This is a genomic window from Burkholderia pyrrocinia, assembly GCF_018417535.1.
Taxonomy (GTDB): domain Bacteria; phylum Pseudomonadota; class Gammaproteobacteria; order Burkholderiales; family Burkholderiaceae; genus Burkholderia; species Burkholderia pyrrocinia_E.
Map to the genome: position 1 here is coordinate 3,034,906 of NZ_CP070977.1, position 12,409 is coordinate 3,047,314.

At 63.6% G+C, this 12,409-nt stretch carries 13 protein-coding genes; 2 read left to right on the forward strand and 11 right to left on the reverse strand.

Annotation, left to right across the window (positions count from 1 at the left end):
- Nucleotides 1-98 precede the first annotated feature (98 nt).
- Entirely contained in the window at nucleotides 99-1,193 is a 1,095-nt protein-coding gene (hemE, locus tag JYG32_RS14065) for a uroporphyrinogen decarboxylase (RefSeq protein WP_249744549.1), read from the reverse strand.
- Nucleotides 1,194-1,342: 149 nt separating this feature from the next.
- On the opposite strand from hemE, the gene JYG32_RS14070 reads away from it, so the two are divergent.
- Both JYG32_RS14070 and JYG32_RS14075 read left to right on the forward strand, forming a co-directional pair.
- Nucleotides 1,343-2,143: a transporter substrate-binding domain-containing protein gene (locus JYG32_RS14070; RefSeq protein ID WP_213263867.1), complete on the forward strand. Its 801-nt coding sequence runs from the start codon at nucleotides 1,343-1,345 to the stop codon at nucleotides 2,141-2,143.
- A 279-nt stretch (nucleotides 2,144-2,422) separates the two neighbouring features.
- Nucleotides 2,423-2,578 carry a hypothetical protein gene (locus JYG32_RS14075; RefSeq protein ID WP_213263868.1) on the forward strand — a complete coding sequence of 52 codons (156 nt, stop codon included), beginning with the start codon at nucleotides 2,423-2,425 and terminating at the stop codon, nucleotides 2,576-2,578.
- Nucleotides 2,579-2,864: 286 nt separating this feature from the next.
- Here the strand turns inward: JYG32_RS14075 and JYG32_RS14080 are convergent, their stop codons facing one another.
- The 10 genes from JYG32_RS14080 to JYG32_RS14125 all read right to left on the reverse strand — a co-directional run bounded on the left by JYG32_RS14080 (nucleotide 2,865) and on the right by JYG32_RS14125 (nucleotide 12,388).
- Nucleotides 2,865-4,592 (reverse strand): AMP-binding protein, encoded by a 1,728-nt coding sequence (locus JYG32_RS14080; protein ID WP_213263869.1) that lies wholly within the window; start codon nucleotides 4,590-4,592, stop codon nucleotides 2,865-2,867.
- Between the two features lie 242 nt (nucleotides 4,593-4,834).
- Nucleotides 4,835-5,260, reverse strand: a complete 426-nt coding sequence (locus JYG32_RS14085; protein ID WP_006477288.1) for a F0F1 ATP synthase subunit epsilon — start codon at nucleotides 5,258-5,260, stop codon at nucleotides 4,835-4,837.
- A 161-nt stretch (nucleotides 5,261-5,421) separates the two neighbouring features.
- Nucleotides 5,422-6,816 carry a F0F1 ATP synthase subunit beta gene (atpD, locus tag JYG32_RS14090; protein ID WP_174380346.1) on the reverse strand — a complete coding sequence of 465 codons (1,395 nt, stop codon included), beginning with the start codon at nucleotides 6,814-6,816 and terminating at the stop codon, nucleotides 5,422-5,424.
- Nucleotides 6,817-6,881: 65 nt separating this feature from the next.
- The gene (gene atpG, locus JYG32_RS14095) at nucleotides 6,882-7,757 is read right to left on the reverse strand and encodes a F0F1 ATP synthase subunit gamma (RefSeq protein WP_034183837.1); all 876 of its coding nucleotides are present in this window, start codon (nucleotides 7,755-7,757) and stop codon (nucleotides 6,882-6,884) included.
- A gap of 69 nt (nucleotides 7,758-7,826) precedes the next feature.
- The gene (gene atpA, locus JYG32_RS14100) at nucleotides 7,827-9,368 is read right to left on the reverse strand and encodes a F0F1 ATP synthase subunit alpha (RefSeq protein ID WP_126359028.1); all 1,542 of its coding nucleotides are present in this window, start codon (nucleotides 9,366-9,368) and stop codon (nucleotides 7,827-7,829) included.
- A gap of 44 nt (nucleotides 9,369-9,412) precedes the next feature.
- Nucleotides 9,413-9,952 (reverse strand): F0F1 ATP synthase subunit delta, encoded by a 540-nt coding sequence (locus JYG32_RS14105; RefSeq protein ID WP_213263870.1) that lies wholly within the window; start codon nucleotides 9,950-9,952, stop codon nucleotides 9,413-9,415.
- 2 nt (nucleotides 9,953-9,954) lie between these two features.
- Nucleotides 9,955-10,425, reverse strand: a complete 471-nt coding sequence (locus tag JYG32_RS14110; protein ID WP_174380344.1) for a F0F1 ATP synthase subunit B — start codon at nucleotides 10,423-10,425, stop codon at nucleotides 9,955-9,957.
- Nucleotides 10,426-10,554: 129 nt separating this feature from the next.
- On the reverse strand, nucleotides 10,555-10,827 hold the full coding sequence (gene atpE / locus JYG32_RS14115) for a F0F1 ATP synthase subunit C (protein WP_021160442.1): 273 nt from the start codon (nucleotides 10,825-10,827) through the stop codon (nucleotides 10,555-10,557).
- A gap of 75 nt (nucleotides 10,828-10,902) precedes the next feature.
- Nucleotides 10,903-11,754 carry a F0F1 ATP synthase subunit A gene (gene atpB / locus JYG32_RS14120; protein WP_213263871.1) on the reverse strand — a complete coding sequence of 284 codons (852 nt, stop codon included), beginning with the start codon at nucleotides 11,752-11,754 and terminating at the stop codon, nucleotides 10,903-10,905.
- A gap of 109 nt (nucleotides 11,755-11,863) precedes the next feature.
- A complete protein-coding gene (locus JYG32_RS14125; protein ID WP_213263872.1) occupies nucleotides 11,864-12,388 on the reverse strand; it encodes an ATP synthase subunit I in 525 nt (174 codons plus the stop codon).
- Nucleotides 12,389-12,409 lie beyond the last annotated feature (21 nt).

Consider the following 12,409-nt stretch of genomic DNA (forward strand, 5'->3'; position numbering starts at 1 on the left):
GACAAGCAACGAATCGGCAACCGGTGCGGGGTTGCGCCCTGTTTAGTGCCAACAACGAAACGCTGTCACCCCGCGGTGCAGCATGACAGCGCTTGCGTTCAGCCGGCGGCTCCGCTACGGATTGCGCGGCTGTGGTTATGCACCTCGTCGACGAGTTCGGCGACGTGATCGGGCGACGTGAATTGCGAGATGCCGTGCCCGAGGTTGAACACGTGGCCCGGGTGGTTGCCGTAGCTGTCGAGCACTGCGCGCGCCTGCTCGCGCACCGCGGCCGGCGGCGCAAACAGGATCGTCGGATCGAGGTTGCCCTGCAGCGCGACGCGCCCCGCGACGCGCTCGCGCGCGGCGCCGAGGTTGACCGTCCAGTCGAGCCCGACCGCGTCGACGCCGGTCGCCGCGATCTCCTCCAGCCACAGCCCGCCGCCCTTCGTGAACGTGATCACCGGCACGCGCTCGCCGTCGTGCTCGCGCTTGAGCTGCGCGACCACGCGACGGATGTAGTCGAGCGAAAAACGCTGGTATGCGCCGTCCGCCAGCGCGCCGCCCCAAGTATCGAAGATCATCACGGCCTGTGCGCCCGCTTCGATCTGTGCGTTCAGGTACGCGGCCACCGCCTGCGCGTTCACGTCGAGAATCCGGTGCATCAGGTCGGGACGCGAATACGCCATCGACTTCACGGTGCGGAAATCGTCCGAGCCGCCGCCTTCGACCATGTAGCACGCGAGCGTCCATGGGCTGCCCGAGAAGCCGATCAGCGGCACGCGCTGGCGGCCCTGGCCGTCGGTGAGCGCGCGGCGGATCTCGCGCACGGCGCCGGTCACGTAGCCGAGCGTCGCTTCGATGTCCGGCACCGCGAGCTTCGCGACGTCGGCCTCGGTGCGCACCGGATGCGCGAACTTCGGGCCTTCTCCGACCTGGAAGTCGAGGCCGAGCCCCATCGCGTCCGGAATCGTCAGGATGTCCGAGAACAGGATCGCGGCGTCGAGCGGGAAGCGCTCGAGCGGCTGCAGCGTCACTTCGGTCGCGTAGTCGGGATGCTTCGCGAGACCGAGGAAGCTGCCGGCGCGCGCGCGCGTGGCGTTGTATTCGGGCAGGTAGCGGCCCGCCTGACGCATCAGCCAGATCGGCGTGTACTCGGTCGGCTCGCGCAGAAGCGCACGCAGGAAGGTGTCGTTGAGCAGGTTATGGGCCACGGTAGGAGCGACGATGCGAAGGCAAAGCGGCATTTTACCGGACAGTCGCCTTCAGGCTGCGCATGCCGACGCGATGGCGGCCATATGACGCGCGCGATGGCTCCGTTATGATCGGATGCTCATATCGAATGAAACGAAGGAGGAGACCGATGGAGACATTCGCCACGCTCGCGGCAGCCGCGCTGCTCTGCTGCGCCGCCGCGCACGCGCAGACCGGCGCCGGCACTTTCGTGGCCGCACCGGGCGCCGGCTCGCGGCTCGACGACGTGCTCGCGCGCGGCGCGCTGCGCGTCTGCACGACGGGCGACTACAAGCCGTATTCGTACTACCGCGCGGACGGCCGCTTCGAGGGCATCGACATCGACATGGCCGAATCGCTCGCGAAGTCGCTCGGCGTGAAGACCGACTATGTGAAGACGAGCTGGTCGAACCTGACCGGCGATTTCGTCGCGAAATGCGACATCGCGGTGGGCGGCGTATCGACGACGCTCGAGCGCCAGAAGCGCGTGTTCTTCACGCAGCCGTACGTCGTCGACGGCAAGACGCCGATCGTGCGCTGCGCGGACGCCGACAAATACCAGACCGTCGCGCAGATCGACCGGCCCGAAACACGCGTGATCGTGAACCCGGGCGGCACCAACGAACGTTTCGCGAAGCAGTACTTCACGCACGCGAACCTGACCGTCTATCCGGACAACGTAACGATCTTCAAGCAGATCCTCGCGGGCAAGGCGGACGTGATGGTGACGGATGCGTCCGAAACGCTCCTGCAGCAAAAGCTGAATCCGGGGCTGTGCTCGGTCCATCCGGACAAGCCGTTCCAGTTCGGCGAGAAGGCGTACATGGTGCCGCGCGGCGATGTCGCGTTCCAGCAGTACGTCGACCAGTGGCTGCATCTCGCGCTGTCGACCGGCGAATACCAGGCGCTTTCGGACAAGTGGCTGAAGTAGGCGGGCACGCGCGCGGCGGCCGATACGGGCACCGACCCCGTGGCCGCCGCCCGCCGAAATCGCTGCACGGCGGCGGCCTGCCTGCCGCCGTTACATATCGCGGCCGCGCCGGCGCGACCCGCAACAGGCGCGAAATCTCCCGAATCGGCCGAACGGCCGACTTCCGCGTAATCCGATCGCGTTTCAAAATCTTTCCGACGAATGAATCGTCATACGCGGTATCTGCCGCGCGGCGCACTTTCTCGCGTGTAAATCGGCAATTCATCGCGCCCGATACGCATGAAAAACGCGTCGTGCGCATGTGATGAAAACGCTGCGGAAAATATGGGTAAAAATGACCTTTTTCAGGATCCCGAAAACAGCAAAAAATCCCGGGAAGCCTTATCTGGCGGGCGTTACAACCTGAAACACTTTGTTACCGCGACGGGTCATTAATTCGCCCACAATGGCCTCAACGGTTTCAACACGGATGCGGTCTCGTGTGCCAAGTGTGAGCGGACGCGAAGCGCTGCGAGCCAGTCGGTCACGTACCGAAGCCCTTCCAAGGGGCATCCCTGTTGGAGTCGTTTCCGGCCCCCCGCCGGACTCGGTTTCATCTTTGGTCTCCTCGCGCTAACCCCGTAGCGTGTGGTTTTTAGCGGGCTAATAAGCCCGCTTTTTTTCGTCCATCGAAAACGCGACGGCCCGCAGGCCGCCACGTTTTTCTCGCCGCCGGGCCGCGTTATGCGGTCTTCTGCACGTCGAGCTTCAGTTCCTCGATCATCCGGTCGCGCATCACGAACTTCTGCACCTTGCCCGTCACCGTCATCGGCAGCTCGTCGACGAAGCGGATATAGCGCGGAATCTTGTAGTGCGCGATCTGCCCGTTGCAGAACGCGCGCACGTCGTCCTCGGTCATCTGCTCGTCCGCGCGCAGCACGATCCACGCGCACAGCTCCTCGCCGTATTTCGCATCGGGCACGCCGAAAACCTGCGCGCTCTGGATCTTCGGATGCCGAAACAGGAATTCCTCGATCTCGCGCGGATAGACGTTCTCGCCGCCGCGAATCACCATGTCCTTCAGGCGGCCGACGATGTTGCAATAGCCGTCCGCATCGAGCGTCGCGAGGTCGCCCGTATGCATCCAGCCGTCGACCAGCACCTCACGCGTCTTCGCGTCGTCGTCCCAGTAGCCGAGCATCACCGAATAGCCCTTCGTGCACAGCTCGCCCGTCGCGCCGACCGGTACGATGCCGCCGTTCGGATCGACGATCTTCACTTCCAGATGCGGCTGGATGCGTCCGACTGTCGTCGTGCGCTTCTCGAGCGGATCGTCGGTCGAGCTCTGGAACGACACGGGGCTCGTCTCCGTCATCCCGTACGCGATCGTGATCTCCGACAGGTGCATCTGCGACACGACGCGCTTCATCGTCTCGATCGGGCACGGCGAGCCGGCCATGATCCCGGTGCGCAGCGTCGACAGGTCGAATGTCGGGAACGCCGGATGATCGAGTTCCGCGATGAACATCGTCGGCACGCCGTGCAGTGCGGTGCAGCCTTCGTCGGCCACGGCCGCGAGCGTCGCGACCGGGTCGAACGCTTCGCCCGGGAACACCATCGCCGCGCCCTTCGACACGCACGCGAGCACGGCCAGCACCATCCCGAAGCAGTGGTACAGCGGCACCGGGATGCACAACGTGTCCTGCTCGCTGAAACGCATCGCCGTCGCGATCGAGCGCCCGTTGTTGACGATGTTGCGATGCGTGAGCGTCGCCCCCTTCGGGCTGCCGGTCGTGCCGCTCGTGAACTGGATGTTGATCGGGTCGTTGGCCGCGAGCGTCGCGCCGATCGCGTCGAGCAATGCGGGGTCGACGGCCTGGCGGCCGCGCGTCATCACGTCGGCGAAACGGAACATGCCGGCCGGCGCGACGTCGCCCATCGATACGACGATACGCAGGCTCGGCACGCGTGCCGCGTGCAGGTCGCCCGGTGTCGCGCTCGCGAGCTCCGGCGCGATCGTCTGCAGCATCTCGACATAGGCCGACGATTTGAAGCGCTCGGCCGCGATCACGGCCTTGCAGCCGACCTTGTTCAGCGCGTACTCGAGTTCGGCGAGCCGGTAGGCCGGATTGAGGTTGACGAGCACCGCGCCGATACGCGCGGTCGCGAACTGCGTGAGCAGCCATTCGCTGCGGTTCAGCGACCAGATGCCGACGCGATCGCCCTTCACGATCCCGAGCGCGGCGAGGCCGGCCGCGAGCACGTCGACCTCGCCTGCGAACTCGCGCCAGGTCCAGCGTACTTGCTGCTCGCGGAACACGACGGCCGGACGGTCGGGAAAGCGGCCGGCGGTATCGCGCAGGAACCGGCCGATCGTCGCGTCGGATAGCGGCACGTCGGTCACGCCGCGCACGTACGACAGTCCGTTTTCGGGCGCAATCAGCGCCCCCACGCCAAGGTCTGCTGCCATGAATGTCTCCGTCCTTTTTGTCTGATCGGCCCGCGCGCGCTTGCCGCGCCCGCCTCCGCCGCCGCAATCGCGACGGGTGGCCTCACCGCGGATGATGACGCGCTCCGTTGACGACACTCTGACATCAATTCGCGGCGGACGGATGAAATAGCACGACCGGACGAAACACCGCGGCACGCAAAGGACAGACGAAAAAAAAGCAGCCCGAAGGCTGCTTTCTTTCGCGGGATACGCGGCGCGGCTCAGTGCCGGCTGCGAATCTTCGCCAGACGCTGGATCGCCTCGAGCTGCGCCATCGCGGTCGCGAGCTCGGATTGCGCCTTCGCGAGGTCGAGGTCCGACTTCGCGTTCTGCAGCGTTTCCTCGGCGCGCTTGCGCGCTTCCTCGGCTTTCGCCGCGTCGAGGTCCTTGCCGCGGATCGCGGTATCGGCGAGCACCGTCACGGCGCCCGGCTGCACTTCGAGAATGCCGCCCGCGACGAACACGAATTCGTCGTTGCCGCCCTCGACTTCGATGCGCACCGCACCCGGACGAATCCGCGTGATCAGCGGCGTGTGGCCCGGCAGAATACCCAGCTCACCCGTTTCGCCCGGCAGCGCGACGAATTTTGCCTCGCCCGAGAAGATCTGCTCTTCCGCGCTGACGACGTCTACTTTGATGGTTGCCATATCGACTCCTGTCGACGGGAGTTAGCGCTTCAGCGCTTACTCCCGTCCCATGCACGGCGGTTGAGCGTGTTGCGGTCGGCGCGACCGGCCGTGAAGCAAATCGACAACTGCGATTCACTGCAGCGTGGCCGGATCGCGCCAGCGTGCTACCACTCAGACCTTTACTGGATCTTCTTGGCCTTTTCGAAGGCTTCGTCGATCGTGCCGACCATGTAGAACGCCTGTTCCGGCAGGTGGTCGCACTCGCCGTCGACGATCATCTTGAAGCCGCGGATCGTTTCCTTCAGCGGCACGTACTTGCCCGGCGAGCCCGTGAACACTTCAGCAACGTGGAACGGCTGCGACAGGAAACGCTGGATCTTACGTGCGCGCGCGACCGACAGCTTGTCTTCCGGCGACAGTTCGTCCATGCCCAGAATCGCGATGATGTCGCGCAGTTCCTTGTAGCGCTGCAGCGTCTGCTGAACGCGACGGGTGATCGAGTAATGCTCTTCACCGATCACGTTCGGGTCGATCTGGCGCGACGTCGAGTCGAGCGGGTCGACCGCCGGGTAGATACCCAGCGAAGCGATGTCACGCGACAGAACGACGGTTGCGTCCAGGTGGCCGAAGGTCGTAGCCGGCGACGGGTCGGTCAAGTCGTCCGCAGGGACGTACACGGCCTGGACCGACGTAATCGAGCCCTTCTTGGTCGACGTGATGCGCTCTTGCAGCTTGCCCATTTCTTCAGCCAGCGTCGGCTGATAGCCCACTGCCGACGGCATACGGCCGAGCAGTGCCGACACTTCGGTACCGGCCAGCGTGAAACGGTAGATGTTGTCGACGAAGAACAGCACGTCGAGGCCTTCGTCACGGAAGTGCTCGGCCATCGTCAGGCCGGTCAGCGCGACGCGCAGACGGTTGCCCGGCGGCTCGTTCATCTGGCCGTACACCAGCGCGACCTTGTCGAGAACGTTCGAGTCCTTCATTTCGTGGTAGAAGTCGTTCCCTTCACGGGTACGCTCGCCCACGCCCGCGAACACGGAGTAACCGCCGTGTTCCTTCGCGATGTTGTTGATGAGCTCCATCATGTTGACGGTCTTGCCCACGCCGGCACCGCCGAACAGGCCAACCTTGCCGCCCTTTGCGAACGGGCAGATCAGGTCGATGACCTTGATACCCGTTTCGAGCAGTTCGGTCGACGGCGACAGTTCGTCGAACGCCGGGGCCTTCTGGTGGATCGAGCGCGTGTTTTCGCTCACGATCGGGCCAGCCTCGTCGATCGGACGGCCGAGCACGTCCATGATCCGGCCGAGGGTCGGCTTGCCGACCGGCACCGAGATCGGCTTGCTCGTGTTCTTCACGGTCAGGCCGCGGCGCAGGCCGTCGGATGCACCCAGACAGATGGTTCGGACCACGCCGTCGCCCAGCTGCTGCTGGACTTCGAGCGTCAGTTCCGAGCCATCGAGAATAAGCGCGTCGTAGATCTTCGGCATGCTGTCGCGCGGGAATTCCACGTCGATAACGGCGCCGATGCACTGTACGATCTTGCCTTCTACCAAAGCAGCAGTACTCATCGCTTTTCCTTTAAATACCTGATTCTTTACTCGCGCAAAGGCGCAGTTGTCGTCCGGGCGCGCGCTTAAACAGCAGCTGCGCCGCCGACGATCTCCGACAGTTCTTTCGTAATCGCGGCCTGACGGCTCTTGTTGTACACGAGCTGCAGTTCGCTGATCACCGTCTTCGCGTTGTCGGACGCGGCCTTCATCGCGACCATCCGCGCCGATTGCTCGGACGCCATGTTCTCCGCGACGGCCTGGTACACCAGCGCCTCGACGTAACGCACGAGCAGTTCGTCGACGACTGCCTGCGCGTCCGGCTCGTAGATGTAGTCCCACGACGTGGCCGGCGTACCGTCATCGGCTTCGAAGTGTTCCGACGACAGCGGCAGCAACTGCTCGATCACGGCTTCCTGCTTCATCGTGTTGACGAAGCGCGTGTAAGCGATATAAACCGCCGACAGCTTGCCTTCCGAGTACAGGTCGAGCTGCGTCTTCACCGCGCCGATCAGCTTGTCCAGATGCGGGGTGTCGCCGAGGTGCACGACCTGCGACATCACCTTCGCGCCGAAGCGGTTCAGGAACCCGAGGCCCTTGCTGCCGATCGCCGTGGCTTCGACCTTCTGGCCCTTCTCTTCCAGCTCCTTGAACTTCTGCACCGTCGCACGCAGCACGTTGGTGTTCAGACCGCCGCACAGACCCTTGTCCGTCGTGACGAGGATGATGCCGGCCGTGTTCGTGCCGTCGTTCGCCACCATGAACGGGTGGCGGTACTCGGGGTTCGCGCGGCTCATGTGCGCGGCGATGGCACGGACCTTGTCCGCATACGGACGAGCGGCGCGCATGCGTTCCTGCGCGCGGCGCATCTTCGATGCGGCCACCATCTCCATCGCCTTCGTGATCTTGCGCGTGTTCTGCACGCTCTTGATCTTGCCGCGAATTTCCTTCATTCCAGCCATAGCTTGCTCCTTGACCGAAGCGGCGCGGGCGCATCAGCACCCGCGCGGCCTCAGTGTGTCACTCGCGGATCAATAGGCACCGGACTTCTTGAAGGATTCGATCGCCGAGCGCAGTGCGCCTTCGTCGTCCTTCGAGAGATCCTTGGTGTCTTCGATGCGCTTGATGAGGTCAGCGTTGCTGGTCTTCAGGCTTTCGCGCAGGCCCTTCTCGAACGGCAGCACTTGCTTCACGTCGAGGTCGTCGAGGTAGCCGTTGTTCGCGGCGTACAGCGACACGGCCAGTTCCCACACCTGCAGCGGCTGGTACTGCGGCTGCTTCAGCAGTTCCGTCACGCGGCGGCCGCGCTCGAGCTGCTTGCGGGTCGCTTCGTCGAGGTCCGATGCGAACTGCGCGAATGCAGCCAGTTCACGGTACTGCGCGAGGTCGGTACGAATACCGCCCGACAGCTTCTTCACGACCTTCGTCTGAGCGGCGCCACCGACTCGCGACACCGACACGCCGGCGTTGATTGCCGGGCGGATGCCTGCGTTGAACAGGTCGGTTTCCAGGAAGATCTGGCCGTCGGTAATCGAGATCACGTTCGTCGGAACGAATGCGGTCACGTCGCCTGCCTGCGTTTCGATGACCGGCAGTGCCGTCAGCGAACCGCTCTTGCCCTTCACTTCGCCGTTCGTGAACTTCTCGACGTACTCTTCCGACACGCGAGCCGCACGCTCCAGCAGACGCGAGTGCAGATAGAACACGTCGCCCGGGTATGCTTCACGGCCCGGCGGGCGGCGCAGCAGCAGCGAGATCTGGCGGTATGCCCAAGCCTGCTTGGTCAAGTCGTCATAAATGATCAGCGCATCCTGGCCGCGATCGCGGAAGTATTCGCCCATCGTGCAGCCGGCGTACGGTGCCAGGTACTGCATCGCGGCGGAATCCGATGCCGTGGCGGCGACGACGATCGTGTATTCCATCGCGCCCGTTTCTTCGAGCTTGCGAACCACGTTCATGATCGACGAAGCCTTCTGGCCGATCGCGACGTAGATACAGATCAGGTCCTTGCCCTTCTGGTTGATGATCGCGTCGAGCGCCACCGCGGTCTTGCCGCACTGACGGTCACCGATGATCAGCTCACGCTGGCCACGGCCGATCGGCACCATCGCGTCGATCGACTTGATGCCCGTCTGCACCGGCTGCGACACCGACTTGCGCCAGATCACGCCCGGGGCGATCTTTTCGATCGCGTCGGTCAGCTTCGCGTTGACCGGGCCCTTGCCGTCGATCGGGTTGCCGAGCGCATCGACCACACGGCCGACGAGTTCCGGACCAACCGGGACTTCCAGAATGCGGCCCGTCGTCTTGACGATGTCGCCTTCCGAGATGTGTTCGTATTCGCCGAGAATCACCGCGCCGACCGAGTCGCGCTCGAGGTTCAGCGCGAGGCCGAACGTGTTGCCCGGAAACTCGAGCATTTCGCCCTGCATCACGTCCGACAGGCCGTGGATGCGCACGATACCGTCGGTCACGGAGATCACGGTGCCCTGGTTGCGAACGTCTGCGCTCGCTTCAAGGCCCTGGATCCGGCTCTTGATCAGCTCGCTGATCTCAGAGGGATTGAGTTGCATTATTCGCTCCTGATAGTCAATTCTGTTGCGTGCCGGCGTGGCGCTCAGGCGGTCAAGGCAGCCTGCATCGATGCGAGGCGCGCGCGAACCGAGGTGTCGAGCACTTCGTCGCCGACCGTCACGCGCACGCCGCCGATCAGCGACGAATCGACTTCGACCGTCGGTTTCAGCTTGCGCTTGAACTTGCGTTCGAGGCCCGAGACGAGACTCTCGAGATCCGCGCCGTTCAGCGGGAACGCGCTCACGATCTCGGCGTCGGCTGCACCTTCACGTTCGTTCTTGAGCGCCTCGAACTGCTCGGCAATTTCCGGCAGCAGCGCGATGCGATGATTGTCGACCAGCATCTGCACGAAGTTCTTCGCTTCGGCGCCGGACGCGAGCGGCGACTTCACCGCAGCAAGCAGCAACTCGGCTACTTGCGTGCGCGTCACCTTCGGGCTCGACGCGACCGACAGCACTTCCGGCAGATGCGCAACCTGGGCCAGCTCTTGCACGAGGGTGGACCAGGCGGCGATGTCACCGCCCTCGGCCACGCGGAACAGCGCTTCTGCGTAAGGGCGGGCGATGGTTGCAAGTTCGGCCATGATCAGAGCTCGGCTTTCAGTTGATTCAGCAGTTGGGCGTGGGCCGTTTGATCGACTTCGCGCTTCAGGATCTGCTCGGCGCCCTTCACGGCCAGCGAGGCGACTTCGCCACGCAGCGTTTCACGCGCCTTCACGATTTGCTGTTCTGCTTCCGCCTTCGCCTGGGCGACGATGCGGGCGGCTTCAGCCTGGGCGTTGGCCTTGATTTCCTCGGCGACCGCCTGGGCACGCTTTTCAGCGTCGGCGATGCGCTGCTGGCCGTCGTTGCGGGCCTGCGCGAGTTCCTGGTCCACGCGCTTGTGCGCTGCGTCGAGTTCCGCCTTGCCCTTTTCCGCGGCGGCGAGGCCGTCGGCGATCTTCTTCGAACGTTCGTCGAGGGCGTTGATCAACGGCGGCCACACGAACTTCATCGTGAACCACGCGAGGACCAGGAACACGACCATTTGCGCAAACAGAGTTGCGTTGAGATTCACGGTGTTTCCTTATCTGCTATTCCGGAAAAATGAAACGGTAAGGCGCTCATCGAGTTGCATTCGATCAGCGCCCCAAGTCTCCGTTCCGCCCTGCGCCGGCTTGCGCCGGACGCATATTTCCGAGGAACCTTAGCCTGCGACGAGCTTCGACAGGAGCGGGTTCGCGAACGCGAACAGCATTGCGACACCCACGCCGATCAGGAATGCAGCGTCGATCAGGCCAGCCAGCAGGAACATCTTCGTTTGCAGCGGGTTGATGAGTTCCGGCTGACGTGCGCAGGCTTCGATGTACTTGCCACCCATCAGCGCGATACCGATACAGGCGCCGATTGCACCCAGGCCGATGATGATGCCGATACCGATGGCGGTCAGACCCTGGATGTTGGCGATGTAAGCTTGCATGATCACTCCTTTGTGAAAAGACTTGGAACTGAGATTTAAAAAACTAAAACGAAGACTCTTTCTTGCACGCCGCGCTTAGTGCTTGTCGTGCGCCTGGCCGAGATACACCAGCGTCAGCATCATGAAAATGAATGCCTGCAACAGAACAATCAGGATGTGGAAGATTGCCCAGACGCTACCCGCGATCACGTGACCAACGAAGCCGAGGAACGTTGCGTCGCCACCGAAGCTCCACATGCTGCCGAGCAGGGCGATCAACAGGAACAACAGCTCACCCGCGTACATGTTGCCGAACAGCCGCATACCGAGGGAGACGGTCTTCGCGAGGTATTCGACGATGTTGAGCGCGAGGTTCGGGATCCACAGCAGCGGGTGGGCGCCGAACGGGGCCGACAGCAGCTCATGCACAAAGCCGCCCGCGCCCTTGATCTTGATGCTGTAGTAGATCATCAGGACGAACACGCCGAGCGCGATGCCGAGCGTGCCGTTCAGGTCGGCCGTCGGGACGATGCGATGGTGGGAAATCATGTCCGACAGACCGAGCAGGCCGATCACGCGGCCCGGCAGGTCGACCGGGAGGAAGTCGAGGGAGTTCATCAGCGCGACCCACACGAACACCGTGAGGGCGAGCGGAGCGATGAAGGTACGATTGCCGTGGACGATGGCCTTCGACTGGTCTTCGACCATTTCGACGAGCATCTCGATGGCGCACTGGAAACGGCCCGGCACGCCCGACGTCGCCTTGCGGGCGGCCAGACGCAGCACGAGGATCGTCACGATGCCGCAGACGATCGACCAGAACAGCGTGTCGAGATTCCAGACGTGGATGTCGAAAATCGACGTCTGATGCGAGGTGGAGAAATTCTGCAAGTGGTGCGCAATGTACTCGGACGGATCCGGACCGCGCGTGCCTTCGCTAGCTGCCATATCGTTAATGCCACCCAAATTGTCGAAAATCGTTTTGCCTGTTCCGCAACACGCTATTGCGGGAACGGGCCGGTGCGGTTCGTTGTCGAAACCGCACGCTGCTTGTTGCTTACCGCCAGGCCAGCGCGATCCAGTACGTCTTCAGCACGACGAGGTACGTGAGGAGGAACGGCACCCAGTGCACGCCGGCCCAGCCGAACGCCACTGCTGCGAACATCCCGATCGTCAGGCCGAGCTTCAGGGCTTCGCCCATCACCCAGCTCATCACGGTGGCCGAGCCACCTGCCTTCAGTCGTGCCACGAACAACGCACTTGGCACCCAGCCAATCGCTCCGCCCAGAAACGCGGATTGCGCAGCGGCGCCCGGCGACTTCGAAAACAGCCACCACGCCAGCGTTGCAACCAGGGACAAGGCCACTTGCGCGAACACCACCTTGTAGGGGGTCACGCGCGAGGGCTTGCTCACGTCCGGACCGAACAGCCTCTCGGCCTCAGCCCGTGTGAGCGGAACGATGTTGTTATCTTGCTGCTCGACATCCCAGTCATCGTCGAATTCGCGCCGCTCGCCGGCCGCTGAAGCGGTGCGTTGCGTGCGCTGATCGTCGTGCCTGTCGTCCGGCGCCTGACCCGCCATCGCAATCTTCCGCAAAATCCT

What these genes read in the sequence shown, in the direction of transcription:
- JYG32_RS14070 (WP_213263867.1), top strand. Translation starts at nt 1,343, where the DNA reads ATGGAGACATTCGCCACGCTCGCGGCAGCCGCGCTGCTCTGCTGCGCC.
- JYG32_RS14075 (WP_213263868.1), top strand. Translation starts at nt 2,423, where the DNA reads ATGAAAAACGCGTCGTGCGCATGTGATGAAAACGCTGCGGAAAATATG.
- JYG32_RS14080 (WP_213263869.1), bottom strand. Translation starts at nt 4,592, where the DNA reads ATGGCAGCAGACCTTGGCGTGGGGGCGCTGATTGCGCCCGAAAACGGA.
- JYG32_RS14085 (WP_006477288.1), bottom strand. Translation starts at nt 5,260, where the DNA reads ATGGCAACCATCAAAGTAGACGTCGTCAGCGCGGAAGAGCAGATCTTC.
- atpD (WP_174380346.1), bottom strand. Translation starts at nt 6,816, where the DNA reads ATGAGTACTGCTGCTTTGGTAGAAGGCAAGATCGTACAGTGCATCGGC.
- atpG (WP_034183837.1), bottom strand. Translation starts at nt 7,757, where the DNA reads ATGGCTGGAATGAAGGAAATTCGCGGCAAGATCAAGAGCGTGCAGAAC.
- atpA (WP_126359028.1), bottom strand. Translation starts at nt 9,368, where the DNA reads ATGCAACTCAATCCCTCTGAGATCAGCGAGCTGATCAAGAGCCGGATC.
- JYG32_RS14105 (WP_213263870.1), bottom strand. Translation starts at nt 9,952, where the DNA reads ATGGCCGAACTTGCAACCATCGCCCGCCCTTACGCAGAAGCGCTGTTC.
- atpE (WP_021160442.1), bottom strand. Translation starts at nt 10,827, where the DNA reads ATGCAAGCTTACATCGCCAACATCCAGGGTCTGACCGCCATCGGTATC.
- atpB (WP_213263871.1), bottom strand. Translation starts at nt 11,754, where the DNA reads ATGGCAGCTAGCGAAGGCACGCGCGGTCCGGATCCGTCCGAGTACATT.
- JYG32_RS14125 (WP_213263872.1), bottom strand. Translation starts at nt 12,388, where the DNA reads ATGGCGGGTCAGGCGCCGGACGACAGGCACGACGATCAGCGCACGCAA.